General features: G+C 39.2%; 29 protein-coding genes and 1 pseudogene. 16 read left to right on the forward strand and 14 right to left on the reverse strand.

The window, feature by feature from the left end; all coding sequences use genetic code 11:
- The first annotated feature begins 320 nt into the window (after nt 1-320).
- From bioD to bioC, 6 genes are all read left to right on the forward strand, one after another.
- Nucleotides 321-926 (forward strand): ATP-dependent dethiobiotin synthetase BioD, encoded by a 606-nt coding sequence (gene bioD / locus K2N75_RS07760; protein ID WP_297680098.1) that lies wholly within the window; start codon nt 321-323, stop codon nt 924-926.
- A gap of 68 nt (nt 927-994) precedes the next feature.
- Complete coding sequence (locus K2N75_RS07765; RefSeq protein ID WP_297578286.1) at nt 995-1,546, forward strand: DUF507 family protein; 552 nt, start codon at nt 995-997, stop codon at nt 1,544-1,546.
- A complete protein-coding gene (gene carA, locus K2N75_RS07770) occupies nt 1,546-2,700 on the forward strand; it encodes a glutamine-hydrolyzing carbamoyl-phosphate synthase small subunit (RefSeq protein ID WP_297680099.1) in 1,155 nt (384 codons plus the stop codon). The genes K2N75_RS07765 and carA overlap by 1 nt, the downstream gene beginning before the upstream one ends.
- A 15-nt stretch (nt 2,701-2,715) precedes the next feature.
- Nucleotides 2,716-3,936, forward strand: a complete 1,221-nt coding sequence (locus K2N75_RS07775) for an aminotransferase class I/II-fold pyridoxal phosphate-dependent enzyme (protein WP_297680100.1) — start codon at nt 2,716-2,718, stop codon at nt 3,934-3,936.
- A complete protein-coding gene (locus tag K2N75_RS07780; RefSeq protein ID WP_297578292.1) occupies nt 3,911-4,564 on the forward strand; it encodes a pimeloyl-ACP methyl esterase BioG family protein in 654 nt (217 codons plus the stop codon). The genes K2N75_RS07775 and K2N75_RS07780 overlap by 26 nt, the downstream gene beginning before the upstream one ends.
- A complete protein-coding gene (gene bioC, locus K2N75_RS07785) occupies nt 4,564-5,358 on the forward strand; it encodes a malonyl-ACP O-methyltransferase BioC (protein ID WP_297680101.1) in 795 nt (264 codons plus the stop codon). Before K2N75_RS07780 ends, bioC begins: the two co-directional genes overlap by 1 nt.
- On the opposite strand, the gene K2N75_RS07790 is transcribed toward bioC, so the two are convergent.
- The 7 genes and pseudogenes from K2N75_RS07790 to K2N75_RS09235 form a co-directional block, all read right to left on the reverse strand.
- Entirely contained in the window at nt 5,333-6,490 is a 1,158-nt protein-coding gene (locus K2N75_RS07790; RefSeq protein ID WP_297570713.1) for a cytochrome b/b6 domain-containing protein, read from the reverse strand. The genes bioC and K2N75_RS07790 overlap by 26 nt on opposite strands.
- Nucleotides 6,441-6,971: a diheme cytochrome c gene (locus tag K2N75_RS07795; RefSeq protein ID WP_115551759.1), complete on the reverse strand. Its 531-nt coding sequence runs from the start codon at nt 6,969-6,971 to the stop codon at nt 6,441-6,443. Before K2N75_RS07795 ends, K2N75_RS07790 begins: the two co-directional genes overlap by 50 nt.
- Nucleotides 6,972-6,991: 20 nt before the next feature.
- On the reverse strand, nt 6,992-7,435 hold the full coding sequence (locus tag K2N75_RS07800; protein WP_181881647.1) for a DUF1924 domain-containing protein: 444 nt from the start codon (nt 7,433-7,435) through the stop codon (nt 6,992-6,994).
- A 90-nt stretch (nt 7,436-7,525) separates the two neighbouring features.
- Nucleotides 7,526-7,672, reverse strand: coding sequence for a hypothetical protein (locus K2N75_RS07805; protein WP_245944246.1), 147 nt, complete (start codon nt 7,670-7,672; stop codon nt 7,526-7,528).
- Complete coding sequence (locus K2N75_RS07810; RefSeq protein WP_245944247.1) at nt 7,647-8,036, reverse strand: hypothetical protein; 390 nt, start codon at nt 8,034-8,036, stop codon at nt 7,647-7,649. Before K2N75_RS07810 ends, K2N75_RS07805 begins: the two co-directional genes overlap by 26 nt.
- Entirely contained in the window at nt 8,030-8,533 is a 504-nt protein-coding gene (locus K2N75_RS07815) for a TonB-dependent receptor (RefSeq protein WP_342767848.1), read from the reverse strand. The genes K2N75_RS07810 and K2N75_RS07815 overlap by 7 nt, the downstream gene beginning before the upstream one ends.
- A 572-nt stretch (nt 8,534-9,105) precedes the next feature.
- Nucleotides 9,106-9,306 (reverse strand): annotated as a pseudogene (locus K2N75_RS09235) (hypothetical protein); the annotation flags it as partial.
- Between the two features lie 110 nt (nt 9,307-9,416).
- Between K2N75_RS09235 and K2N75_RS07825 the strand changes: the two are divergent.
- Together K2N75_RS07825 and K2N75_RS07830 are read left to right on the forward strand one after the other, a co-directional pair.
- On the forward strand, nt 9,417-10,070 hold the full coding sequence (locus K2N75_RS07825; RefSeq protein WP_297680102.1) for a thioredoxin domain-containing protein: 654 nt from the start codon (nt 9,417-9,419) through the stop codon (nt 10,068-10,070).
- 98 nt (nt 10,071-10,168) lie between these two features.
- Nucleotides 10,169-10,570, forward strand: coding sequence for a DUF5666 domain-containing protein (locus tag K2N75_RS07830; protein WP_297680103.1), 402 nt, complete (start codon nt 10,169-10,171; stop codon nt 10,568-10,570).
- 21 nt (nt 10,571-10,591) lie between these two features.
- Here the strand turns inward: K2N75_RS07830 and K2N75_RS07835 are convergent, their stop codons facing one another.
- Nucleotides 10,592-10,843 (reverse strand): hypothetical protein, encoded by a 252-nt coding sequence (locus K2N75_RS07835; protein ID WP_297680104.1) that lies wholly within the window; start codon nt 10,841-10,843, stop codon nt 10,592-10,594.
- 131 nt (nt 10,844-10,974) lie between these two features.
- On the opposite strand from K2N75_RS07835, the gene K2N75_RS07840 reads away from it, so the two are divergent.
- Nucleotides 10,975-11,316 carry a metalloregulator ArsR/SmtB family transcription factor gene (locus K2N75_RS07840; protein ID WP_297680105.1) on the forward strand — a complete coding sequence of 114 codons (342 nt, stop codon included), beginning with the start codon at nt 10,975-10,977 and terminating at the stop codon, nt 11,314-11,316.
- A gap of 8 nt (nt 11,317-11,324) precedes the next feature.
- Nucleotides 11,325-13,253 carry a heavy metal translocating P-type ATPase gene (locus tag K2N75_RS07845; protein ID WP_297680106.1) on the forward strand — a complete coding sequence of 643 codons (1,929 nt, stop codon included), beginning with the start codon at nt 11,325-11,327 and terminating at the stop codon, nt 13,251-13,253.
- Nucleotides 13,254-13,348: 95 nt separating this feature from the next.
- Here K2N75_RS07845 and tviB read toward each other — a convergent pair whose 3' ends face one another.
- The 5 genes from tviB to selA form a co-directional block, all read right to left on the reverse strand.
- A complete protein-coding gene (gene tviB, locus K2N75_RS07850; RefSeq protein ID WP_297680107.1) occupies nt 13,349-14,602 on the reverse strand; it encodes a Vi polysaccharide biosynthesis UDP-N-acetylglucosamine C-6 dehydrogenase TviB in 1,254 nt (417 codons plus the stop codon).
- 302 nt (nt 14,603-14,904) lie between these two features.
- Complete coding sequence (locus K2N75_RS07855; protein ID WP_297680108.1) at nt 14,905-16,143, reverse strand: molybdopterin molybdotransferase MoeA; 1,239 nt, start codon at nt 16,141-16,143, stop codon at nt 14,905-14,907.
- 18 nt (nt 16,144-16,161) lie between these two features.
- On the reverse strand, nt 16,162-17,211 hold the full coding sequence (locus K2N75_RS07860) for a nitrogen fixation protein NifS (protein WP_297680109.1): 1,050 nt from the start codon (nt 17,209-17,211) through the stop codon (nt 16,162-16,164).
- Between the two features lie 9 nt (nt 17,212-17,220).
- The gene (selB, locus tag K2N75_RS07865) at nt 17,221-19,059 is read right to left on the reverse strand and encodes a selenocysteine-specific translation elongation factor (RefSeq protein ID WP_297680110.1); all 1,839 of its coding nucleotides are present in this window, start codon (nt 19,057-19,059) and stop codon (nt 17,221-17,223) included.
- Nucleotides 19,044-20,459, reverse strand: coding sequence for an L-seryl-tRNA(Sec) selenium transferase (gene selA / locus K2N75_RS07870; RefSeq protein WP_297680111.1), 1,416 nt, complete (start codon nt 20,457-20,459; stop codon nt 19,044-19,046). The genes selB and selA overlap by 16 nt, the downstream gene beginning before the upstream one ends.
- Before the next feature lie 121 nt (nt 20,460-20,580).
- On the opposite strand from selA, the gene K2N75_RS07875 reads away from it, so the two are divergent.
- The 6 genes from K2N75_RS07875 (at nt 20,581) to hemB (ending at nt 24,808) form a co-directional block, all read left to right on the forward strand.
- Entirely contained in the window at nt 20,581-20,997 is a 417-nt protein-coding gene (locus K2N75_RS07875) for a universal stress protein (RefSeq protein ID WP_297680112.1), read from the forward strand.
- A gap of 9 nt (nt 20,998-21,006) precedes the next feature.
- Nucleotides 21,007-21,255 carry a tetratricopeptide repeat protein gene (locus K2N75_RS07880; RefSeq protein WP_297680113.1) on the forward strand — a complete coding sequence of 83 codons (249 nt, stop codon included), beginning with the start codon at nt 21,007-21,009 and terminating at the stop codon, nt 21,253-21,255.
- Nucleotides 21,246-21,656 (forward strand): hypothetical protein, encoded by a 411-nt coding sequence (locus K2N75_RS07885; protein WP_297680114.1) that lies wholly within the window; start codon nt 21,246-21,248, stop codon nt 21,654-21,656. The genes K2N75_RS07880 and K2N75_RS07885 overlap by 10 nt, the downstream gene beginning before the upstream one ends.
- A 262-nt stretch (nt 21,657-21,918) precedes the next feature.
- Nucleotides 21,919-22,602, forward strand: coding sequence for a response regulator transcription factor (locus K2N75_RS07890; protein WP_297680115.1), 684 nt, complete (start codon nt 21,919-21,921; stop codon nt 22,600-22,602).
- On the forward strand, nt 22,595-23,833 hold the full coding sequence (locus tag K2N75_RS07895; RefSeq protein WP_297680116.1) for an ArsS family sensor histidine kinase: 1,239 nt from the start codon (nt 22,595-22,597) through the stop codon (nt 23,831-23,833). The genes K2N75_RS07890 and K2N75_RS07895 overlap by 8 nt, the downstream gene beginning before the upstream one ends.
- A gap of 9 nt (nt 23,834-23,842) precedes the next feature.
- Nucleotides 23,843-24,808 carry a porphobilinogen synthase gene (gene hemB, locus K2N75_RS07900; RefSeq protein ID WP_297680117.1) on the forward strand — a complete coding sequence of 322 codons (966 nt, stop codon included), beginning with the start codon at nt 23,843-23,845 and terminating at the stop codon, nt 24,806-24,808.
- A 147-nt stretch (nt 24,809-24,955) separates the two neighbouring features.
- On the opposite strand, the gene K2N75_RS07905 is transcribed toward hemB, so the two are convergent.
- The gene (locus K2N75_RS07905) at nt 24,956-25,459 is read right to left on the reverse strand and encodes a hypothetical protein (RefSeq protein WP_297680118.1); all 504 of its coding nucleotides are present in this window, start codon (nt 25,457-25,459) and stop codon (nt 24,956-24,958) included.
- Nucleotides 25,460-25,463 lie beyond the last annotated feature (4 nt).

Consider the following 25,463-nt stretch of genomic DNA (forward strand, 5'->3'; position numbering starts at 1 on the left):
TCAACTGCACTTTTTGGATTCATTGTTGTAACTCCTTTTGATTTGAGGTTTGAATGAAGTGGAATTATGGCATAAAAATAATTTAAATTAAACAAGCCAAAGGCAAAATTTCACAATGGAATCGCAAACTTAAGGGCGAGATATAAGATTATAGATTGCTTCGGCTTCGCCTCGCAAGGACGGAAAAGCAAGCTATCATTGCGAGCCGATTTATCGGCGTGGCGCACACTGCGAGCAGTTTGCCCGCTTTAAGCTGCAAATCTATAATTTAGCATAAAGCAAGCATATAATAGAATCTTAAATTTTAAAAAGGAATAGATATGCAAATTTTTATTGCTGGAAGCCATACAGATGTGGGGAAAACCTCTGTCAGCGCGGCATTGTGTTACGCATTTGGTTTGGATTATTTTAAACTCGTTCAAGCAGGCACTCCAACAGACAATCAAAGAATCCAAAATTTAACGCCCGCAACTAAAATTTATCCTAGTGGCATTACCTTGCAAACTCCCGCTAGTCCTCACATCGGTATGCAAAAAGAAAAAATATCCTACAATGGGCTAAGGATTCCATTACCTAAATCAGAAAATTTACTCATTGAGAGTGCGGGCGGGCTTTTTACCCCATTGGACACTCAAAAATGTATGATAGATTTTTTGAGCACACACCGACTGCCTTGTATTTTGGTTGGTGCGTATTATCTTGGCGGAATTAATCATATTTTACTAAGCATTGCGACATTAAAAGCACGCGAGATTCCGCTTCTTGGGCTAATTATCAGCAAAGAACAAAATTCTACAATGGACGCCTTTATAAAGTCTTATACGCAAGTTAGAATCGCGCACTTCGCGACTTATTCCGATAGAGAGACTTTTCAAGCAAATGCCAATGAACTAAAAGAGGAAATGCAGAATCTTAAAATGATTTAAAAACACGAAAAAGGCATATTTTAAGAGATAAAACGCTAAAATAGCACAAAAATTTATGAAGGTCCGATATGAAATTTAGACTCGCACATGCACCTTATATTGGAAATAAAATAGCATTAGATTTATCCACCTGCGGTTTTGTAAATGTTTTACACGGATTAGAGGGGATTGCAAAAGTCGCGCAAAAATTCATTGAAGCAAATATCCAAGAAGAAGCAAACATAGAAGAAAAAGCAAGGGAAATTTTGGAAGAAAATTTAGATGAAATTGAATTTATGCGAGCCGATGAACACCAACTTTTTTGGAAAATCAAACAAAAATTAGCAGAAAATGAAAATTTTATTTTGAGCTTTGAAGACCGCTACAATCATCTTGCGCACAAAATCCTTGATGAGCTTTTTGAAGAAGATTTGATTGATTCTGCCACCTCTGAAACGCGAATTGTCAATGTCATATTCAAAGCCATTAATAGTTATTCAAGAATCTACAATGAAGTAGAAGAAATCGTGCAAGAACGCATTGCAAACTACAAACGCAAAATAGTCTTTGGCAGCGAAGAATACGATTTGATTTTTGACAAACTCTACCAAGAGGAGCTCAAAAAGAAAGGATTTCTGTGATGACATCTCCACGAGATAAACTAAAAGACGTTTGGATTTATTTGGCAAATGGTTTATTTTTCAAGGCAAAAAGCTTCGGCGCGGAGAAAACAAGCGTGGGTGAATTGGTATTTAACACCTCACTAACAGGCTATCAAGAAATTACGACCGACCCAAGCTATGCAGGACAATTCGTCTGCTTTACTATGCCAGAACTTGGAATCGTAGGAGCAAACAAACAAGATATGGAAAGTCGCGGAATCTTTGCCAAAGGGATTCTATGTCATCATTACAATTCTAAATTTTCAAATTTTCGCGCAGAGGAAAGCTTGGGAGAGTTTTTAAAGAAATTCAACGCAATGGGAATTTGCGCGATTCCTACGCGCTTGCTCACAAGAACCTTGCGCGAAGAAGGCGCGATGATGATGATTGCCTCTACTGAAATCTCTGACAAAAATGAGCTAAAAAAACTCCTAGAAAGCAGCCCAAAGATTGAGGAAATCAATTACATAAAAGAAGTCAGCACACAAGCACCCTACCAACACCACAAAGGCAAATTTGACTTTCAAAGTATGGACTACACCACGCCTAAGACCTATCAAAAAATCCTAGCGATTGATTTTGGAATCAAACAAAGCATTTTAAACCAGCTCGTCAGTGCGGGCTTCAGTGTAGAAGTCATACCACACGATTTTGAAGCACAATCGCTAATTGCACGTTACGCACAGGGCGAATTTGACGGAATCTTTCTCTCCAATGGACCTGGAGACCCACAAGTGCTTCATACAGAAATCGCTGAAATCAAAAAATTAATTGCTGCTAAGATTCCACTTTTTGCAATTTGTTTGGGGCATCAGTTGCTTTCTCTTGCGCATGGTTACCCTACCCATAAACTCAAATTTGGACACCACGGCGGCAACCACCCGGTGAAAAACCTCCTCACACAAGAAATAGAAATCACCGCACAGAACCACAACTATTCCGTACCGGAATCTATCCAAGAAGTTGCGGAAGTTACTCATCGCAATCTTTTTGACAACACCATTGAGGGAGTGCGCTATAAAAACGCTCTGATTTGTTCTTTTCAACATCACCCAGAAGCGGGACCCGGACCTTTAGAATCCACCACGCTTTTTAATACCTTTGCTAAACTGCTTCAGAATGCAAAGGCATAGTGCCTTGCCCAAGCTATGAATAAGGTCCAATCACAGATTGCCCAAACCCTTGAATGCCTAAAGCGCGATTCCAACTACCGCGCACTTGTTCCACAAAAACACAAGGGCTTCCAAATTGCTAGATTCGCGAATCCTACAAATAAAAATCCACAATGGCTTTTAAATCTTGCTAGCAACGACTATTTAGGGCTTGCAAGTGATGAATCTTTTAATGCTGCATTTTTGGATTCCACACTTTTTAAAGAAAATTTATATTTTAGCTCGTCTTCCTCGCGGCTTTTAAGTGGGAATTTTGAAATTTATGCACAGCTAGAATCTCATCTCTCCCACACTTTTGGCAAACAAGCCCTTATTTTTAATAGCGGATTCCACGCAAATTTGGGAGCTTTGGGCGCATTAAACTCCCTTAAAAATGTGCTATTTATCGCGGATAAGTCTATCCACGCAAGCCATATTGATGGACTAAAATCCTTTCAAACCACGCATTTAAAGAGATTTTCACACAATAATATGCAAAGACTAGAACAGCTTTTGCGAGATAATGCGCCCCAATACGAAGCCGTTTTTATTTTGAGTGAGGGGCTCTTTAGTATGGAGGGGGATTTCGCGCCGATACGCACTCTTGTTACACTAAAACAACAATTTGATAATGTGTATTTGTATCTTGATGAGGCGCATAGTATTGGAAGCTTTGGCAAAGATGGACTAGGCGTTTGTGCAAACTTTGGATTGCTAGATTCTATTGATTTTTTGGTGCTAACCTTTGGCAAAGCCCTCGCGTCTATGGGTGCTTGCGTGCTGTGCAATGGAATCTTTTATGAATATTTTGTAAATTTTGCCCGCGCTTTGATTTACTCTACTGCACTTCCTCCTTTAAACATTGCGCGCAGTCTCTTTGGCTTTTTGGAGCTTGCCAAACTCCACAATCAAAGGGCAGATTTAGCGCGCTTAAGTACAGATTTCAAGGCACTTCTAACACGAAATTTAGACTTGGAAGTCTTGGGCGATTATAATATTATCAGCCTGATTCTAGGGGATAATGCCAAAGCAGTGTATTTTGCAAAGGAATTAGAACAAAGAGGCTACTTTGCGCCCGCTATAAAATCCCCTACGATTCCAAAGAATCGCGCTTGTTTGCGATTCTCTTTAAGTGCAAATCTACCCTTTGAAGCTTTAGAATCTCTTGTGCCAATTCTCAAAAAGATTGATTATGAATATTTATCAAAAAATAAATAATAATGAAAATATATTATTAATATTTGGCGGATTTGCCTCCCACCCCTCGCATTTTCTGCCCTTTATTCCTGCGCATTATGATTTTATCCTCTTATTCCATTACCAACACCTAGATTTTAGTGTCCTGAAGTCTCTTTTGCAAAACCTAAACAAAGAATCCAAAATCACTCTTTTAGCCTTTTCTATGGGAGTATTTGTCGCGCGCATTTTTATGGAATCCTCGCAAGATTCCAATCACTTTGCGCGTAAAATTGCGATTAATGGCACAGAATTTGGCATACATTCAAAATTTGGAATCCCGCCCAAACTCTTTAAGCTCACGCAAAAAGCTTTTAATTTAACGACTTTTAAGCACAATTTGTTTGGTAAATTTTTCAATCAAACCCATAATTTTGAATTTTTGGATTCCAACATTTTACGCGAGGAATTGGGTTTTTTTATCCAAACTTGTCCGCAGTTTGATACGATTACAAGCGAGATTTTTTGGGATAAGATTCTTATCTCCAAGCAAGATTTAGTTTTTGATACACAATCTCAAAAAAACTTTTGGATTGACTTCAAAGACGCGAGTGAGCGAATCTTAGACATAGACGCTCCGCATTTTGTGTTTTTTGATTGGCAACTCTAATGCAAGCGCAAAAAGAACGAATCCGACAGGGATTCCAAAGAGCAAAGCCAACCTATGCGCAAAACGCAAAGGTGCAACAAACAATGCAGCAAAAATTACTTGCAATCCTACGCAAACACTGCAAAACAAGGAATTTAGGCAATATCTTAGAGCTTGGCTGTGGTAATGGACTTTTGGCGCGGAATCTTGCATTAAGTTTTGAGTTTGAATCCTATTTGGCGGTAGATTTGGTGGATTTTTCTAATGATTTTATAAAGATTCAAAAAGACATACCACACAAGATAGATTTTTTGCAGGCAGATTTTGAGGATTTGGCGCAAATAAGCAATAAGAATCCCAATTTACAATACGATTTGATTTTGTCCAACGCAAGTATGCAATGGGTAAATCAGCGGGGTTTTTTGCCACAATTAAGCGTGTTGCTCCGACCAAATGGAATCTTAGCCTTTAGCACTTTTGGCGCAGAAAACTATCAAGAATTGCGCGCAAGTTGTGGAATAGGATTAGAATATTTGGAGCCAAAAGATTATGCAGAAATTTTGCAATTAGATTTTAAAATTTTGGAATCTTTTGAGGCTAGGATTCCCTTGCACTTTTCAAACACTCTTGCACTTTTTAGGCATTTGCGCGATACAGGCGTAAATTCCTTACAACAAGGCTTTAGGCTAAATAAAAAATTCTTAACGGATTACGCAACGCGATTCCACAATGTTTTAACCTATCACCCAATCTATCTTTTGGCGCAAAAAAGAAGTTTGGAATCTAAACCTAAAGATTCTCCCTCAAACTCTTAAGCTTAAAATATTCCACTGCATTTTTGGCAAAGATTCCAGATTCTGCGTCTTTGTGGCAGGTTTGACAATTTGCCTTGCTTTTGATTGCCTTTGTTGTAAAAATCTTTGGATTGAGTTTGCGGTGTGCAATCTCCCAATAAGGAGTTTTTGTGATTGCAATTTGTTGGGATTCTTTTTGTTGCGTAAATTTCGTATCCACAACATCACTTGCATATTTTTCTAAAAATGCAGCAATTCTTGCGTGCGTTTCTTCCTCCAAGCTTGCGTCATCGCCAAAATGATTTTCTAAATCACTCATCATAGAATCCCACGCGGACTTTGGAAGCAAAAAGGGAGCATAGGCAATATGACAGCTTCCGCATTCTTGCTTATACTCTCCAAAGGCTGTTTTATTAGAATCTTGCGTGAAAAAATCCTGCGCGGAGGGGCGTAAAAGTATGTTTTTGGGATAAAGCAAATAAAGAAACAATGCAAACAAAAAGAGGAGAAAAAAAGCAAAAATTGCCTTTTGCGCAGGATTTAGAGAGACGCTTTCGTCCTTTTGCGTGCGTTTGTAGCCATTGAGCATAGAATCTATTGCATCTCCTTTGCTCCAAAACTTGTCTATTAAGCTTCCACAAAAATGAATTGCCACGATAAACAATAAGCAATTTGCAAAAAATTCGTGCAAATCATCGCCCATATAAAAGTAGCTATATGTGAAAAACAATGGGGCAAAGATTCCGCTATTTTGCTCCGCTCCATATTGCAAAAGTCCGCTAAATACGACAAGAAATCCAAAGCCAAGCATAAGAATAATTGCCACGCTTGAGGCAGGATTGTGTCCGATATAATGCTTTTTATTTCCTAAAATAGAAGTAAGATATTCTAGGATTCCACGATAGTTAAAATCCCAAAAGCGCGAATGCTTTGTGCCGATAAATCCCCAAATAACGCGCAATATCACCCCTGCTCCAAATAAAACTCCACAAACAATATGCACAAGAAAAAGTGTGTCTATATCCGCGCTTAGGTAAGAGAGTGCAAAAGTGAGAATCAAAAAATAATGCAAAAAACGATTGATAAAAGTCCAAATATAGCTCTTAATCACGCCAGATTCCATAGTTTGGAATATCAATCGTCTGTCCCCCATAGATTCCTTGTTCGGCTTTGGTATGGCAAGCGGCACAACGCGCAATATTTCCCACTTCTTTTTGCTGCACCATCCAATCTTTTAGTTTTCTGTGTTTTTTTTGATGGTAGGGAATCTGCGAAATAGAGGTGTATAAGACTCCCGGCTGCATTGATTTTGTTAATTTTGCACTACGACGGTATTGCATTGCTTTTTCACTCGCATTGTCTAGCAAATATTGTGTGATTTGCGCAATGTCCTCTTTGCTTTCTAAACTCGCGTCTGTGTCATAGTGTTGCGCTAAGTTATCCATTACCCATTGCCAAGAAGTGCTAGGGAGCAAACCGGGTTGATAGCCAAAATGACAACTTGCGCACTCCTTTTTGTAAAGTGCATTATCCACCGCTTTTACCTCTGGACCTTTGCGCCCTTCCGCATAAGCTTGGATTCCAAAAACCGCACAAAGCAAAACCACACTAGAAACTTTTAACATTCTTTTCATTCTTTTTCCCTAAACTTGGATTATTGTAAAATCAAATAATAAAGCACATCACCTTTTTCCCGTGCGCTTCCCTCACGCAAAAAGACATCTTTAAAATTGCGTTTAAGCCATTTTTTGACTTCTTTTACATCGCTTAAACGCGTAGGATTCACGCTTGGAGCTAAAGGCTCTAGTGTTTTGTTGGTAAAAACATTGGTTGCGGGAGTTTTTAAATCCACATTATGGCAGCTTTGGCAGGATAGCAAGGTGTCGTTTTTGCCCTTGTTTTTTGTGCTAAAAATCACTTCGCCTCTTTTGGCATCAAAGTCTTGGAAGTTTGGATTTTCTGCTTTTGCTTCACTCTTCAATTCCTCAATATAAGCTTGCATTGACGGATTAAATCCACCCGCAAAGCCTACATTTCCAAGTAACAAGATTCCACAGGCACTCAAAGCCAAACTCTTAAAAACTCTTTTTGTTCTCATTTTGTCTCCCTTAAATCAAGAAATAAGATTCAAAATGATAATAAAAAAGTGTGAAGAAAATCTTAACAATTTAAAGAGAGATTCTATAACTTAAAAGTCATATTTTACCCTTATCCAAGCATTTCTACCAATCTCATAAATCCTATCACTTATAGGATTATTTGCCACGCTTAAATCAATGCTATTTTTGGATAAATGATAACTATAAAGCTTATTGGTAATATTTTCTAGCCCCATTAAACTTGCCATTCTTGATAGCGCAATCCTGCATAGAGGTTGATGATTCCAATCCGCTAGAATCCCCGAAGTCTTTGCCGATGACATTTCCATATCCCTCATCAGAACGCGTTTGTTTGGCATTGGCATACATTTCGCATTTCAAAAATATTTTTTGGTCATCGTATTTAAGTGCGATTCTGCTAGATAAGGGTGCGACTTGCGCTAAGGGCTTGTTTTCTTTTGTATTCTCTCCATAAGTGTAACTCGCCATTGCTTCCGCAAAGAGATTAGGCATAAACTCATAAGAGACTTCTGCCTCCGCTCCGCTTAAAAAGGCGTTCGTGTTAAAGCTGCGTATTTGGGGCTTTGTATAATCTAACAAATATAGTCTTGTACATAAGAAATAAAGCCCGACACATTCGCGCTTAAACCCTCTTTTTGGTGGGATAAACCAATGTCTAATTGCGTATTGGTTTCTTTGCTCAAATACATTCCATCTACCTTAGAAACCTCCCAAAAATCCGGAATCCTATCTGCGATTCCAAGTCCAGCATAAAGGGTGGAATCCCGCAAATAATGCTCATAACGCGCAAAGGCACTCGTGGCGTATTGCTTTCTTTCCTTGTCCAATCTGTGTGCGGTTGTCTCTATATAATCCTCTCTAATCCCCGCAAAAACACCAGATTCCGCCCCAATATACCATTCTCCTTGCGCATAGATTCCATAGGAATCAAAGGTATAGTTGGGTTGATAATTGGTGCGCAGTGCAGCCTCTGCGCCGTCTCTTGTCGTCTGTCCTGTGGAAGTGCGGGTTTTGTGCTTGTCCTTATCATAATCGCCCCCGAAGTAAAGTTTAGAGATTTCAAAAACCTTTTGTATTCTGCTTTAACACCAATATTTATGCGCTTTGGGTTGCTTAGGTTATAAAGATTTCCTATTTTTGGCTGACCATTAGTCAAGCTATAATTGTCCATAATATGGTCAATGCTATTATAATATGCGCGTAAATCTAGCAAATCTTTATCAAAATAATTTTGGAATCGCAACTGATAAGATTCTCTATCAAAGGTGCGTGCGTCCATTGCCCTATCAGCATACGCCGCCTCTCCCCTGCCAATGTCTGCACTCAACTCCAAAGCACTTGTTTCCGTAAGTGTTAGAGCGCCTACAATCGTGCCGGAACGTCTTTGGTGTTCTGAATGCACTCTTTGACCTGCACCATCTTTGTAATCATCGCGTGAATAATCCGAATAAATCCCCTGCAAACTTCCTAGTTCATTTCCAACGCTTAGATAAGTATTGAAATCCAACCGATTAAAGCTTCCCACAAGCCCATCGGCACTGAAGTTAAAGTTTGTATCTTTTAGGCGCAAAGTCTCTCGGTCAAAGAGGATTCCACCCGCGCTCATCGTGCCATAGCGAACATCTTGAGGACCCTTGATTAAAGTAACCAAATTGTAGTTTTGCGGAAAAACATAAGTCAAAGTTGTATCCATTCTCCCGCCACAACCACCATTTAAATTGCTTCCATTGACAAAAATTGGCAATCTTCCAGCACCTTGTAAGCGGTAAAAGACCTCTGTGCCTCCCCCGCCCTTTTTGGCATTAGCCTTTATTATAAAATCAACACATATTACCAAAAATTTGTACAAATCGTTTGGATAAATTTTTGGATTAATTCTTGAAATTTAGTTAAACCCACCCAGCTAAATTCTAACTTTTGCTATAATAATACATTTTAACAAACTACAAAGGAAAATGAATGCAAACAATATTGAGGTTACTTTTTGGAACATTTTTAAGCACACTCCTTGCTATGAATATGCTTTATGCAGAATCACTAAAAGAGGGCAAAGATTATATCAAACTAAAAACCCCTCTTGATGTCCCACAAAAATCTATTGTGGAGATTTTCAATGTGGGTTGTCCGCATTGTGCCAAAATGGGCGAGCTATTACCAAAACTTTTTGCAACAATTCCACAAGAAGCCGTATTTTTACCTTACCATATCATCACAGGAAGTGCATTTAGTGCGCAAGCAAGCGAGGTTTTAGCAGTTGCAGTTTCTATTGATGAGGAACGCAATCTGACTTCAAAAGATATTGAATCTTACTTTAGACGCGCAAGCAATGCGTATTTTGACGCATTTTTCAAAACGCAAAAACATTTCAAAAACAAAGAATCTTTTATCGCTTTTGGCTTAGACGCAATGGAGATTTCACAAACAAAGTTTGAAACGCAATTAAGACACAAAGAAGTGCAAGAAAAGCTCAAAACTTGGCAAGATTCTATTGCACAAACAGGCATTCAAAGCGTACCTAGCTTTATTGTCAATGGCAAATACTTAATTCTAATGAATAAAGTTAAAGATTCGGAAGATTTTATTTATAAAATCAATTATTTACTTGGAATTTAAATTCATAAAAATTTGAAAATATCTTCACAATTTATTAACAAAGTGTCTTTATAATTTCAAGTGCAATCACAAAAACAACTCAAAAATAAGGAGCAAAAATGAAAACTTTGAAATTATTTGGCGCATTCGCAACTGCTGCGATTCTTTCTACTACTGCAATGGCAGGTTATGACTTTGATGTCGCGGGGCAAATTTCAGCAGTAGATAACAAGAACAAAACCATTACCTTATCAGGACCAGGCGGACAACTTGTGATTAAAGTTTTACCCTACACTGAAATTAAAGGTGATGATTGTGGTGCTTTTGGACAAGATGTTTATGGCACTTTCAAAGATTTGACCGTGGGCAAATTTGTAGAGGTTGAAGCTATCCCTTATGGCGGATACAACGCTTATGCAGATAGCAATGCAGGAGCAATTGACCCACGAACAGGTTTGCCACAAAGTATGCAATTAACTGCTAAAGAAATTGAATGGAAATGCTATCCTAAGGCTTACTAATCTTAAAAATTATTAATCCTCCTATAAAGCCTCTTTGGCTTTCGCTCCACACCTTTTTTCAAGATTCCATAAGTGGAATCTTGGGATATTCAATGCAACTACGCAACAGAGTCGTAGTATGCGTGTGTAGCACTCACTCGCAAAGCACAAATCCAAACTAAAAAATCTCTCGGTTGAATATTTTGACAGATTAAGATTATAGATTGCTTTGTTTTGCTCGTGATGACGCAGTGGATAATTGTCATTGCAAAGCCTCGTTAGAGGCTGTGGCAATTCATAGCTTCGGACTTTCCAAAAATAATAGAATCACAAAATAAAAGGCGAGATTCCACCTTTACCTTGCTTTAAGAAATTCTACTCTATAATTATATATGAACAAATGCTCATATATTAAAGGAATCCTTATGCCAGAACTAGACGAAAACCGCGCTAAAGCCCTACAAACAATCCTGAAAACGATTCCACAAGAAGAATTGCTTTATGACCTTGCAGAACTCTTTAAAATCTTTGGCGATTCCTCAAGGATTCGGATTCTTTCACTTTTGCAAATAGATAAACTCTGCGTGGGTGAGATTTCATACCTCTTAAACCTCTCGCCAAGCGCAGTTTCTCATCAGCTAAGAATCCTACGACAAGCGCGTCTTGTGCGCTACCAAAAAATCGGCAAAGAAGTCTTTTATTCGCTAGATGATGACCATATTGAAAAGATTTTCAATCAAGGTTTAGAGCATATTCAAGAAATGTGAGGAAAAAGATGAACTGCTACAACAATCAATGCGAAACTATCTATGCAAAATCCAAAGAAAAATTTCTCCACCAAACCTTTTTTATCAGCGCAATCTTGCTCTATTGTGTTGCGCTTTTGGTGGATTTAGAAATCTTAAGATTCCATTTAAATCCTCTGATTTTAACTTTCCTCTTTGTTTTTTGTTATTTCACTTTAGGTTTTGGAATCCTAAAAGAAGCTTTTAGAAGTCTTATTAAGCGGGAATATTTTAATGAAAATACTTTAATGGTACTTGCGAGCTTGAGTGCCTTTTGTATCGGCGAGAGCGCGGAAGCCGTAGCGATTCTAATCTTTTATCGCATAGGAGAAAGCCTGCAAGAACGCGTTGTAGAAAAAGCAAAAAAACAGATTCGCTCCCTAAGCGCACTTAAAATAGAAAGCGCGAGAATACTGCGCGAGAATACGCAAGTCTCCATTTCCCCAAAAGAGATTCAAGAGGGAGATATACTCATCGTTTTTGCAGGAGAAAGAATCCCCGCTGATGGCAAAATCATCAAAGGAGAAAGCAATATTGACAACTCCGCACTCAATGGAGAATCTATCCCGCAAAGCGCAAATGTCGGGGATATGGTTTTCTCTGGCGGAATTAATTTAGATGGAATTTTGCATATCCAAACAACGCAAAATTACGCAAATTCCACATTTAGCAAGATTCTACAACTCATTGAAGAGGGCAACGCGCAAAAAAGTCGCAGTGAAGCGTTTATTACGAAATTTGCCCGCTATTATACACCCATTGTTACGCTTTTAGCCTTTGGAATCGCGCTTATTCCGACATTTTACCTTTGGATAATAGGAGCAAATCTTATAGAAGCATTCCAAACTTGGTCTTATCGCGGGATTATTTTCTTAGTCGTCTCTTGCCCTTGCGCCCTCGTGATTTCTATCCCTCTTACCTTTTTTGCTTCTTTGGGAAAAGCCTCTCAAATGGGGATTTTGATTAAGGGTTCAAGCTATCTTGAATCGCTAGCTTTTGCGCAAACAATTGTATTGGACAAAACAGGCACGCTTACAAAAGGCACACTCACCCTTAAAGAAGTCCGAAATTACGGCTCTTATGGCAAAGATTTTATTTTAGAAAAAGCGCAAGAGTTAGAATCGCATTCCAATCACCCGATTGCCAAAGCCATTTTAAAGGGCAAGATTCCGCAAGAAATCAATCCACAAGAAATCAAGAATCTTAAAGAACACGCGGGCGGAGGAATCAGCGCAACAATTGGGGAGAAAACCTTTGCGCTCGGCAATGCGCGCTTCATAGAAGCCCTCACCCAAACAAGCATTCAAGACAAACAAAGCGCGAAATGCCAAGTCTTTTTAAGCTGTGAAAACGAAATCATTGGCTCCATACTCCTTGAAGACACACCCAAAGAGGAAGCCAAAGAGGTAGTAGAAAAGCTAAAAATGCGCGGAATGGAGTGCGTGTGCCTAAGCGGAGATAAGCAAAGTGTAGCGCAAGAAGTCGCAAAGAGTGTAGGAATCAGCGAGGTTTATGCGGAATTACTACCAAACGAAAAAGTCGCGCATTTACAAGAGATTCTAAGGGCGCAAAAGGCACGAGGCAAAAAGGTAATTTTCGTAGGAGACGGAATCAACGACGCGCCCTCTTTGGCATTAAGCGATATTGGAATCGCAATGGGAAAGGTTGGCAGTGATGTAGCGCTAGAGGGAGCGGACATTGTGGTGATGGACGATGATTTAAATAAGATTCCACTTGTTTTACAAATTGCGGATAAGACGCGAAAGATTCTGTGGGAAAACATTATTTTTGCGCTCGGCACAAAAGTGCTGATTATGCTACTTGGCACACTTGGAATCGCGAATTTGTGGCTCGCACTCTTTGGCGATGTGGGCGTGGCATTGCTCGCCCTTTTAAACGCCAAACGCGCAATGCGATAGCCCCAACATTCGCGCGTTGCCTTTTCCTTGCGGAATCTCGCAAAGGACGAATGCAAAAAGTATAAACATATTGTCTTTGGGTGTCTATTGAATAATTACAACCTCCCGCTGACTTGTTCTTTTGGCAAAATACCTTTCAAATCATACACAACCACCTTGCCGCGCGATTCAAAATCAAGCTCTTTAAACGCATTGTGCGCAACTGCAATAATCACTGCTTGATAATCTTGTAATCTAAATTTTTCCATTTCTTGCAACATTAGCCCATATTCCCTTTTCACCTCCTCCGCATCTGCCCAAGGGTCATAAACTTCCACATTGCATTCAAAATCTTGTAACTCTCTAATCACATCTACGACGCGAGAATTACGAATATCAGGGCAGTTTTCCTTGAAAGTAATTCCAAGAATCGCGACTTTGCTTCCCACAATTTGGTGCGCATTTTTGACCATTAGCTTAATCACGCGTTCGGCGACTACAACCCCCATATTATCATTAATATGGCGTCCAGCTAGAATCACTTGCGAATGATAGCCTAGCGATTCCGCCTTGTGTGTGAGATAATAAGGATCTACGCCGATACAATGTCCGCCGACAAGCCCCGGACGAAAGGGCAAGAAATTCCACTTGCTCCCTGCTGCTTCTAGCACTTCTAAGGTATCAATCCCTAGTTTTTCAAAAATCAAGGCAAGTTCATTCACAAAGGCGATATTGATGTCTCTTTGCGAATTTTCAATGACTTTTGCCGCCTCTGCGACTTTGATACTTGGTGCTTTGTGCGTTCCAGCCGTGATAATACTTGCATAAAGCGCATTCACTTCCTCTGCAACTTGCGGTGTAGAGCCACTTGTTACTTTTTTGATATTGGGCAGGCGGTGGGCTTTATCGCCGGGATTAATACGCTCGGGCGAATATCCGCAGAAAAAATCTACATTAAACTTTAGCCCGCTGACTTGCTCCAAAATCGGCACACAATCCTCTTCAGTGCAACCTGGATAAACCGTGCTTTCATAAATCACAATATCGCCTTTTTTCAAGACTTTTCCTACACTACTAGAGGCTTTTTGCAAAGGTGTTAAATCGGGCTTATTATAATTGTCAATCGGCGTTGGCACGGTAACAATAAAAATCTGTGCCTCTTTTAAATCCTCCAAATTGGTTGTAAAATGCAAATTTTTAGCGCTCTTAAGTTCGGATTCCTCTACCTCTAATGTGCGGTCATAACCGCTCTTTAGCTCCTCAATGCGTTTGGCAAAAATATCAAATCCTAGCACCTTATAAGTTTTGCCAAATTCTACCGCTAGGGGCAATCCAACATATCCAAGACCAATCACAGCAAGAGTTTTCATCTGTTTCCTTTATCCATATGAGTTTGAATAAAATTTTATCTACTTTTTCTAAACGCATTCTAAACTTTCACTTTAAGATTCCATTTTTATTGCGTATTATCTTTTCGTTCTTGCGAAGAACAAACAAAGCAAGACGAAGCGCACACTGCGAAGCAATTTTCCCACACTTGCAAATCCACAATTTTGGATTCTAATAAATTAACAATGAAATCCTAAATGTTTGCTTGATTTTAGATTGCCACAAATCGCAAGCGATTCTTCGCAATGACGCAGCAGAAAACTTAAAATAAGGACACAATAAATCACAATCCATTGATAAAATCTGCTTCCTCTGCACCAAATTCCATTTGAAAAGGCAACACCTTTAAGATTTCGCCCTCCACAACAGAATCCCGCGAGGAACCAAACACCACTAACGCATTGCCCAAAACCATAGGCGTAACCTCGCCAGAGCCATATTTGCCACCCTTGATAAAACGAATGCAATCCCCTTGTATTTTTGCGAGCATTGCCTCTGTGCGGCTTTTGCGCGGAAGATTGTGTGCGGATTTGAGCAACAAAAATTGCGGATAATGCGCACTCGCGCCACTTAATTGACGCAAAAATGGCACAATGAGCAAGCGCAACAAAACTGCTCCTGCTAGAGGATTTCCGGGGAGAGCAACGATAAACTTAGAATCCAATTTGGCAACCATAATCGGTTTTCCGGGCTTGATTTGCACACCATTTAACACCATTTGCGCCCCGCTTTGCTCCAAAACCTCTCGCATAAAGTCCGCTTCTCCCTTGCTCGCGCCACCACTTGTAAAAATCACATCGCTTGGAGACTCTAATGCCCTCTTGATAGCATTCTGATTATCGCTTAGGATTCCCCCATAATGACTGCCAAAACCATAGCTTTTAAGAATCGCTTGAATCATCGTAGAATTAGAATTATAAATCTGATAAGAATCTGCTTGCTCCCATATTTCCTTTAACTCATCGCCGCTTGCAAATACGCTAATATTCAATGGCGCAAAGGCTTTCACATAACTTATCCCTTGCGTGGCAAGCAAAGTCAAAGAATCCGCACTCAAATGCGCGCCTTTTTCCAAAAGCACGGAATCGCGCGCGACCTCTTCACCGCATTTGCGAATATTCGCTCCTTTTTTAAGATTCTGCGGGGCAAGAATTTGCTCTGTGTTTCCAAATCCTCCCTCAATCTCCTCAAAAGGCACGACACAATCCGCTCCATTGGGCACTTTTGCACCTGTCATAATCTTGGTACATTCCAAGTCTCCCAAATCCACTTCCGCGCAATCTCCCGCGAAAATCTTTGATTGGATTTTCAATGTTTTGCCTGCATTTGCGATTTTTAGCGCATAGCCGTCCATTGCGGAGTTGTCAAAACGAGGTAGAGAAATCTTGGCACAAATCGTTTCTGCTAGGATTCTGTCTTGCGCCTCCAAAAGCGGTAAAATTTCTATGTGCCTATGGAATCCCTGTGTGGCATTGCGCAAGGATTCTATGGCAGTTTTTAGGTTTTGGGATTCTTTTTTCATTTCTTTTCCTTAAAATTCTTAACCTAAAGCTCTTAATTGCGCATATTTTTGGGCAATTTTTTGGGCAATCTGCGGAATCAAACTTGGAGAAATATCCAAAAAGCTAAGGCTTAACAGCTCTCTTGACTGCTCTTGTGTATATCCCATTTCACGCAAGACAAAAGAGGGACGCGCAAAGCCAAAAAGGCATTCTTGCCCATTGATAACATTAAGACCATCAAAAAGCAAACTCTGAATTAGATTCCGCGCCTTGATACCCTTAAGCCCCAAAGCCAAAGTATTTGGCGGCGTTGGATAAAACAAATAACAACTCTCGCGTAGTCCCATTTTTGCTAAATTTGCCTCCAAAGCATTAAAAAAATCGCGCGCCAAATCGCTTGGAAACCTGCTTGCCACAGATTTTGCGCAAGAAGTTTTTAGCATAATTGCCTGCCTAAAAACATCATAAAGATGTGGAATCTCTAAATAAACATTAGAAATTCCATAAAACTCATTAGAAGCCAAAATACCAAAAGGGCGCATAATACCTAGATTCTCGCCATTAAGCAACATTATATCTGCCTTTGGCAAGGGCAGATTCAAGGCAATTGCATAGCTAATATCCACAACTTTTAACACATTTTGCGGTAGCGATTCTATGGGGTTTAGCGTCAAAATATCCTCATTCATAAATGGCAAAACAAAACAATCCGCGCCGAAGTCTAACGCCGCTTTAATAGAATCTTGATGAATGCTTCCACTTGTAAAATCTGGCAGGAGGGTAAAGATGTTTTCTCTGTATTGTAGAGGCAACTCCCAATAAGCACAATAAAGCATATTATGCGACGAGAGCGCAAGGGCAACCTTATAATGATGGCAAAGATTGGTGAGCAAAAAATAAAAAGATTCTAAATTGAAGCTAAAAGGGCGCAAAAATTTTGCGCCTAAAAGTTCGCGAAGTGCCACATTTTCTTTAAAAATCTCTTGAGATTGGATAGGGAGAATAGATTGATAATTTGCCGTCTTGACATCAATTAAACGTTGATTTAATTCTCTGTTTAATGGAGGATTCTGCAATCTATCTAGCATTTTAGCGTATCACTTAAAAGTTCGCTTACCATCGGTATTGACGATGTCTTTAAAGCTATCCAAATAATCCAAATAAGCAATCAAATATTTACGACTAAGGCTCAAATGTGTCTTGAAATTCCCCAAATCCAAATATCCCTCTTGCTTGATGATTCCGCGCATTAGCTCCAAAAGTCGCGTCAAAACATCACTGCAAATGAAAAGCTTATGATTTAAGCGCACAATCTTTTTCTCGTGCGTTAGCCGCTTGAAAATAGAATCTCCCGTTTGTCTGTCAATATCCAACAAGTCGTATAGATTATAGGGTGCGATTGGCTGAAACTCTTGATTGTGCAGGGTTTCATAAATGGTTTTATAAAAATAATCCTCAATCTTTTCCGCATTACTTGCTTCTAAGCCTAAAATATTTTGAGGAGAGACATAAAAGGAATCGGCTTTATTTAACTTTTGATTCTCAAGCATTTCATCTAAAACGCTTTTGGCAAACTCTTCTGCAATCCAGCTTTGCTTTTGGCTCAACAATGCTGCAGAAAGGAGCGCGTTGGGATTCTTAGACAAAATCTTAAAAATCACTTCTTGAACAATCTCCCTTGCAGCCTTTGAATAAACAATCAATTCCCTTGCACACACAAAACATTGCGGAATCTGAGAGGCAATCTCTAGGCTTATCGCTTGCGAGATTCCAAAACGTTGCGTCGCACTAATGAGTCCAAAACCTTTCTTATGCGCATAAAGCAAAATTTCAAATGCACCTTTGAAATCACCTTGACTTAAGAGTTCCAAATATTTTAGCTTTTGCGATTTTTTCATAGGATCTACAATAGGGCTTAGGATTCTACCTCCGCCTAGTGTTTGTTTGTCATCACGCAAGATAAATTTCTCATTAAAAATACCAAAAATTGGAATCTCTGTTTTGAGTGTTGCAAATTTTTTTTCTTTGTCCAAAAATAACACACGCGCCGCACACCGCAACGAACCCAAAAACAACTGCACTTCGCTATTGTGTTCTATCGTTTCAAAGGCGCAAATTTCAACTTCTATGCTGTCAAATCCGCGCAAATAGCCCTTTTTGGTTAGCAAGTCTCCACGTTTTAGTTCTTGGTGCGAAACACCACTAAGATTAATCGCCACGCGCGCACCATTTTGTGCTATGGTTGTTGTTTGTCCATGCACTTGGAGATTCTTGATTCCTAATGCTCTCCCAAGTTGCGCGCACCAAACTTTATTATCTACGCTTAAATCCCCGTCCATTAATGTTCCACTTACGACACAACCCGCGCCCTTAATCACGAACACGCGGTCAATGTAATAGCGGAAAAATCCCAAATCCTGACGCGCTTTTTTGGGCAATGCAAAAAGCACTTTTTTGAGTGCTTGAATGCTTTGTGGCTGATGAATAGAACAATTAAGAATCTGAAAACGCAAACTAGGAAACTTGCTAAAAAGCTCTTTGACTTCACCTTGAAGCTTCTCTATCGTATCTAAATCCACCAAATCGCATTTACTCAACACGACGATAAAATCACAGATTCCAAGTAAATAGGCAATCTTTAAATGCTCCAAAGTCTGTGGCATAATGCCTTCATTTGCTGCAATCAAAAGCATAGCATAATCCACGCCAAATGCGCCGGCAATCATATTTTTGACTAATTTTTCGTGTCCGGGCACATCAATAAAAGAAAGGTTTTTCTCTCCTTCTTGCAAGTTAGAAAAACTCAAATCCAGAGTAATGCCTCGCTCTTTTTCCTGCGCGAAACTATCACCCCAAAATCCATTCATTGCGGCAATTAAACTTGTTTTGCCGTGGTCAATATGTCCCATTGTGCCAATTATTAGATTCTTTTGCATTCTTTTTCTTTATTCCTCTTATGATTTTGATTTTTCAAGTCTTCTAGTGCGGCTGCGATTCTTTCTCTATCGCCCTCTAATAAAGTGCGCGAATCCAAAAGAAGCGCGCTGTTTTCTAGTCTTGCAATAATGCCCCTTGCGCGCAAAAACTTCTCTAGCTGTTCTTCATCTAAACCAAAAGCCGCTAAGTTTTTTGCTGCAATCGCCACACCAAAAGATTCCAAATAATGACTTGGCATTGCGCCCCCTCCGCTGTAACTTTTCGTTGGAATCACTTTAGGCGCAAATTCCTTTGGAATCAAATCCACAAGCATTTGGGATTCTTTTTTTAATGTTTCTTTGTCCTTTAAGAGCAAATGACAAGTTGTAATTTTTTCTGTCTTGTTTTCCAAATAAGCATTTAGAGTTGCTTCAAGTGCTGCAATCGTGAATTTATCCACGCGCAACATTCTTAAGAGTTGATTTTTTTTGAGTTTATCTATCCATACTTTTTTGCCAAAAATAATCCCCGCCTGCGCACCGCCTAAAAGCTTATCACCGCTAAAGCTTACAAGGCTTGGATTGAGCTTTGCAATCTCCTCTAAAGCAGGTTCAAATTTTTTCAGGCTCTTTTCAAAGCCACTCAAACCAAAGTATCCACTTCCTAAATCATAATAATCTATCAGATTCTGCGCAGAAGCTAGTTTTACAATCTCTTCAAACTCCACTTCCTTGACAAAACCGCTCATTGCATAGTTGGATTTGTGCGCTTTAAATAACATTGCGGTATTTTCATTTATCGCTTCTTGATAGTCGCGCAAATGCGTTTTGTTTGTCGTGCCAATCTCACGCAAAATTGCTCCAGAATCCTCCATAACTTTTGGAATCCTAAAACTCCCGCCAATCTCAATGAGTTCCCCGCGCGAAACAACTACTTCCTTGCCTTTTGCAAAGGTGTTAAAAATTAAAAATACTGCTGCGGCGTTGTTATTGACCACTAGCACATCTTCTGCCCCCAAAAGCGCCTTGAATAAGCCTTGCAAATGCACATAACGTTCGCTGCGACACCCTTTGGATTCATCATATTCTAAATTATTATAACGCGTTAAAAGAGGTAGAATCTCTTGCACAATTGCAGGAGAAAATACGCTGCGTCCAAGATTCGTATGCACCACGATTCCTGTCGCATTCACAAGAGGCTTCAAGGATTTTTGCGTGAGGTTTTGATAAGATTTTATCACCTCTTGCGCGCAAGATTCTATCTCTAGGCTTGCACCACCACTAAGCAATCTTTCCTTATAAGAGCTTAAAAAATCTGTAACAAGGCTTTTGACTAAAGGATAGTTTAAATCGCTATTTTGCGCATAGATTACTTGTAATAGCTTGTCTGTTTTGGGGATTTGTTGTAGAATATTTTGCATTACCTATTCTCTTTTTGTAAATTTCAATCCTAAAAGCGTAGCGCATTCTTACTTTATTTTCTGTGAATTTTGAATAGATTTTGATATAATTTTTAACATTTTACTTGAAACAAGGTTTGCGATGAAAAAAATTTTATTTGCAATTGACGGAACAAAATCCTGCCAAAAGGCGGCAGAATTTGTAGTCAGCTTTTTTGGCGATAGAGAGGATTGCGCTATCACAATTATCCACGTCAAAACCCCCATTATGCTTTATGGAGAAGCCGCACTTGCTGCCTATGAAGAAATAGAAAAAAAAGAAAATGCGCAAAGCGATAAGCTTTTGGAAGAATTTAGCGCGATTTTTACCAACAAAGGCGTAAATGTCAAGCAAAAACTCCTAGAGGGAGAGGCTGTAACGGAAGTGCTAGCTTATGCAAAAGACTTTGATTTACTTGTCATTGGACAAAGCGAAGAAAGTTTTTGGAATAAAATCTTTTCAACCAATCAAAACGACTTCTCGCAAAAATCTCCGATTCCTATTTTGATTGTAAAATAAGGCGTCTTGATGAAAACCTTAACGCTTGCAAGCATTTATGAAATACAAGGGCACGCTTATGAGGCTGCAGAAATTTATAAAACTATCCTAGAAGAAGACCCCAACAATGCAGAAGCCAAAATCGCCCTCAAACGTCTTGTAAGCAATCGCAAGAATTATGGTAAAGCAAGTGAAGATATGTTAAATTTATTTATCCAAATGGATAGCGAAGTTGAATTTAATGAGTTTGAAAGGTGGTTAGGACAACTATGGAACTAAAAGAAGCGATTTTACAAACCTTAGCCGAAATTGATTCTAGTGATTCCACATTTAAGGAATTAGATTCAAAAGAAACACAAGAACCCAAGCTTGAACGCGATGCTTTGTTGGATATTTTGCCCTCTGACAATCCAAGCCACGAAAGCACAAATACACAGAATCCTTACGAGCGAAAGATTGAAAAATTAGACTTTAAAAACGCCGAAGAGCTTAAAATGCTTTTGACAAAATCCTATTTAGAAGAGGAAAGATTTTTGAATGCTTTGCAAGAAAGAATCCTTGTGCTTTTTGAAGGATTACAATCCCCAAACAACCGCAATATTGAAACAAAAGTAGATATGATTTTAAATTTTTTAGAATTTACTTTAGCCATTATTGACGAAAAAAAGAATCAAAAATGAAAAATTTTTCTTTATTTACTTTTGATTTACTATTTTGTTTTATAATTTCGTCATCTCAACGGGATGAGTTGAGAGGCAAACTTGACACAATGTTAAGTTTGGGCTTTTTACAAAGAAAAGTTTTTCATCCACTTCTCCTTTGCTTAAGGACACTTAGCGTGAGCAAGTTCTTTGAAATTATTGTCAATACTAGCGGGCATTTTCCTAAATTTTTCTTTAACCCCCTAAAATACCCAATCCTCCTTTTTGCAAGGAAAATGCCGTGCTAGAAGTATTAATGATTGAAGATGACTTGGAGTTGGCGACCATTCTTGGTGAATACTTGAAAGCTCATAATATTAATGTAACGAATTATGACGAGCCTTATACGGGCATGAGTGCAATAAACACTCGACATTTTGACCTCCTTCTTTTAGATCTAACACTCCCAAATCTAGATGGGCTGGAAGTTTGCAAGAAGGTCGCAAAAGAAAAGCATATCCCCATTATCATCTCTTCTGCAAGACACGATATTGACGATAGAGTATTAGGGTTAGAGTATGGTGCGGACGATTATATCCCCAAACCTTATGACCCAAAAGAACTTATTGCGAGAATCCATAGTGTCCTTCGTAGATACAATTTAGGCAAACAATCCAAAGAACCCGAAACATCTATTCTCCCATTTCAGCTAGACAAGGGAAGCAGGGAAATTTATCTTGACAACGAAGCACTGAATCTAACCAAAGCAGAATACGAAATTCTAAGCTTTATGCTTGACAATGTCAATCAAGCCCTTACGCGCGATTCTATCGCCGCACATTCAGATTCTATTAATCCAGACTCTAGCAACAAAAGTATTGATGTGATTATCGGGCGTTTGCGCAATAAAATAGAAAAAAATAACAAAAAGTTTATCCTTTCCGTGCGCGGAATCGGCTATAAACTTCAGCTAAAAGATGATTAAAAATTCTATTGTTGTCAAAATCACCATTTTGTTCATCGTGGCAATTATTTGTTTGGGCGCATTTTCTTATTATTTTATTCGGGAAGAAATCAACGAAAATATCCTAAAAGACCAGCTCAAATACAACCAATTCCTCGCCACAATCAATCAATTAGTGCGTTTTGGCGGGAATGTGGATTTGATTGAAAAATACCTCAAAGAATTAGATTTACACCAAATCCAAGATGCCAAAATATTAGAGCAATTCCAAAACCATTTGACGCAGAATCTCACCAATGGAATGATTGCAAAAATTATCAAACAAGAAAATGGCATTTATCTCTTTTTGCAAACTCCGCAAGAATGGAAACTCTATGGCGGACTTTATTCGCATAGACTTTTTAATTATTACATTATTACATTTTTTGCTTTTTTGGTTGTTGTGTTTTTGTTTGCATTAGTTATCAAAAGCATTTTGCCTCTTAAAATTTTGCGCAAAGAGATTCGTAAATTTGCCGATGGGCAGACAAATATTTCTTGCAAAATTAATCAAAATGACGAAATTGGCGAACTTGCGCGCGAATTTGAAAATGCCGCAGAAAAAATTAATGCCCTAAACCAATCCCGACATCTTTTCTTGCGCTCCATTATGCACGAACTTAAGACGCCGATTACCAAAGGTAGAATTACGGCAGAAATGATTGATAATCCACTTTACAAAAAGCGACTTTGTAGCGTGTTTGAGAGGCTTAATAGCCTTATTAATGAGTTTGCAAAAATTGAAGAGTTAAGCTCACGCAATTATTGCCTCAACAAGCAAGATTATGTCCTAAAGGACATTTTGAATCGCGTTTTTGCAATGTTGCTTTTGGACAAAGAACAAATCAAGGAATCATTCCTTTTGCCTAGTGAAAATTATCTTTTGCATTGTGATTTTGAAATGCTGACTTTGGCGATTAAAAACCTGCTAGACAATGCACTAAAATACAAAACCAAAGATAAGGTAGAAATTAAGGTTGAAGATGAGAATCTTGTGATTGCAAACTTCGGCGCGCCTCTGCCTTATAGCCTAAAAGACCACGCAAAGCCCTTTTTCAAAGACAACAAATCCAATAAAAATGGCGGATTGGGCTTGGGTATTTATATCGTCAAAAGCACTTTGGAATCCCAAGAGTTAAAGCTAGATTATCGCCACGAAAAAGACAAAAATTATTTCCTGATTCAAGGCATTATCACAAACACCAAATCTTAAAGGAGAAATATGTTTAAACGTTTAAGAAGAGTTCGGCTAAACCCTGTTGTAAGGAATCTTGTAGAAGAAACCACTTTGCGGACAAAAGATTTAATTTATCCGCTTTTTATCACACACGGAGAGGGCATAAAAAATGCTATTGCTTCAATGCCTGATGTGTATCAATTCAGCATTGACAATGCGCTAAAAGAGTGTGAAGAGTTAGAAAAACTAGGCATTGAAGCGATTATGCTTTTTGGGATTCCGGCGATTAAAGACAGCGTAGGAAGTGAAGCACTAAGCGAGGAAGGCATTATCGCGCAAGCCTTGCGCGCAATCAAAGCAAAATTCCCACAAATGCTTTTATGCGTGGATTTATGCTTTTGTGAATACACAGACCACGGACATTGTGGAATCCTAAACCCAAAACTCCAAAGCGTGGATAATGATTTAACTTTAGAGATTCTAAACAAGCAAGCCCTTGTGCTAGCACAAGCGGGGGCAGACTTGATTGCTCCTAGCGGAATGATGGACGGAATGATAGAATCTTTGCGTAACGCCCTAGATAGCGCAGGATTCTCTCATATCCCACTGATGAGCTATTCTACCAAATTTGCAAGCGGCTATTATGGACCTTTCCGCGATGTTGCAAACAGCACCCCAAGCTTTGGAGACCGCAAAAGCTATCAACAAAACCCAGCAAATCGCAGAGAGGCGATATTGGAGAGCTTAGAGGACGAAAGACAAGGTGCGGATATTTTAATGGTTAAACCCGCGCTTGCCTATTTGGATATTGTGCGGGATATTAGGGAGCACACTCTTTTGCCACTCGCAGTTTATAATGTAAGCGGGGAGTATGCAATGCTGAAATTTGCGCAAAAAAACAATTTGATTGATTATGAACGCGTTTTGCTAGAAACAATGATTGGTTTCAAACGCGCGGGAGCAGACATTATCATTACCTACCACGCAAAAGAAATTGCCAAGCTATTATAGGACTCGCGGGATTCTATCGCAAGGATAGATTGGTATGCGTCCTTGTGAGAAGTCATTAGGCTTCGTGGCGCACGACTTGCGAAGCAGTTTGCCCGCTTTGAGCCGCAAATCCATAATAATGCAGCAAATAGAAAAAACAATGGAATCTTACGCCTTAATCCCTTGCAGAATCTCGCTTAAAATATCTATTGTCTTTGTCTTTCGCGCTTCAAATTGTGCTTGGCTCTCAAACGCGCCATTGCTTAAATGCCCGCTTTGTACTCTATCGTTTTGCAATGCAAAAATTGTCTCATCAAGCAAATCTTGGATTTTTTCTGGGCTAGATTCTAGGCTACTCTCCCTTCGTACTTGGTTGAAAATCGCCTTATCTAGCTTAGAAACATCACTGATTCCTTGTGCTTTCATCGCCTTTTCTATGTCGTTGGCAAATTTTGCCGCAAGGGCAAGGGCGCGTGTCCCTCTATCAAGTGTAGGTGTGGAATCCTCTTGCTTGTTTTGGCTTTCACTTTCCCATTGCGTTAGTTTTTCCTCTGTTGGCACTACCATACCAAGATACTCGCCAAAGGTTTTCGTCTGCTCTTGGGATTGCGAAGTTTGATGAGAGGGATTCCTATATAGGGATAAATCCTGATAATTTTGTGTGATTTGCATAGGA

Source organism: Helicobacter sp., assembly GCF_029067145.1.
In the GTDB taxonomy this organism is placed as follows: domain Bacteria; phylum Campylobacterota; class Campylobacteria; order Campylobacterales; family Helicobacteraceae; genus Helicobacter_D.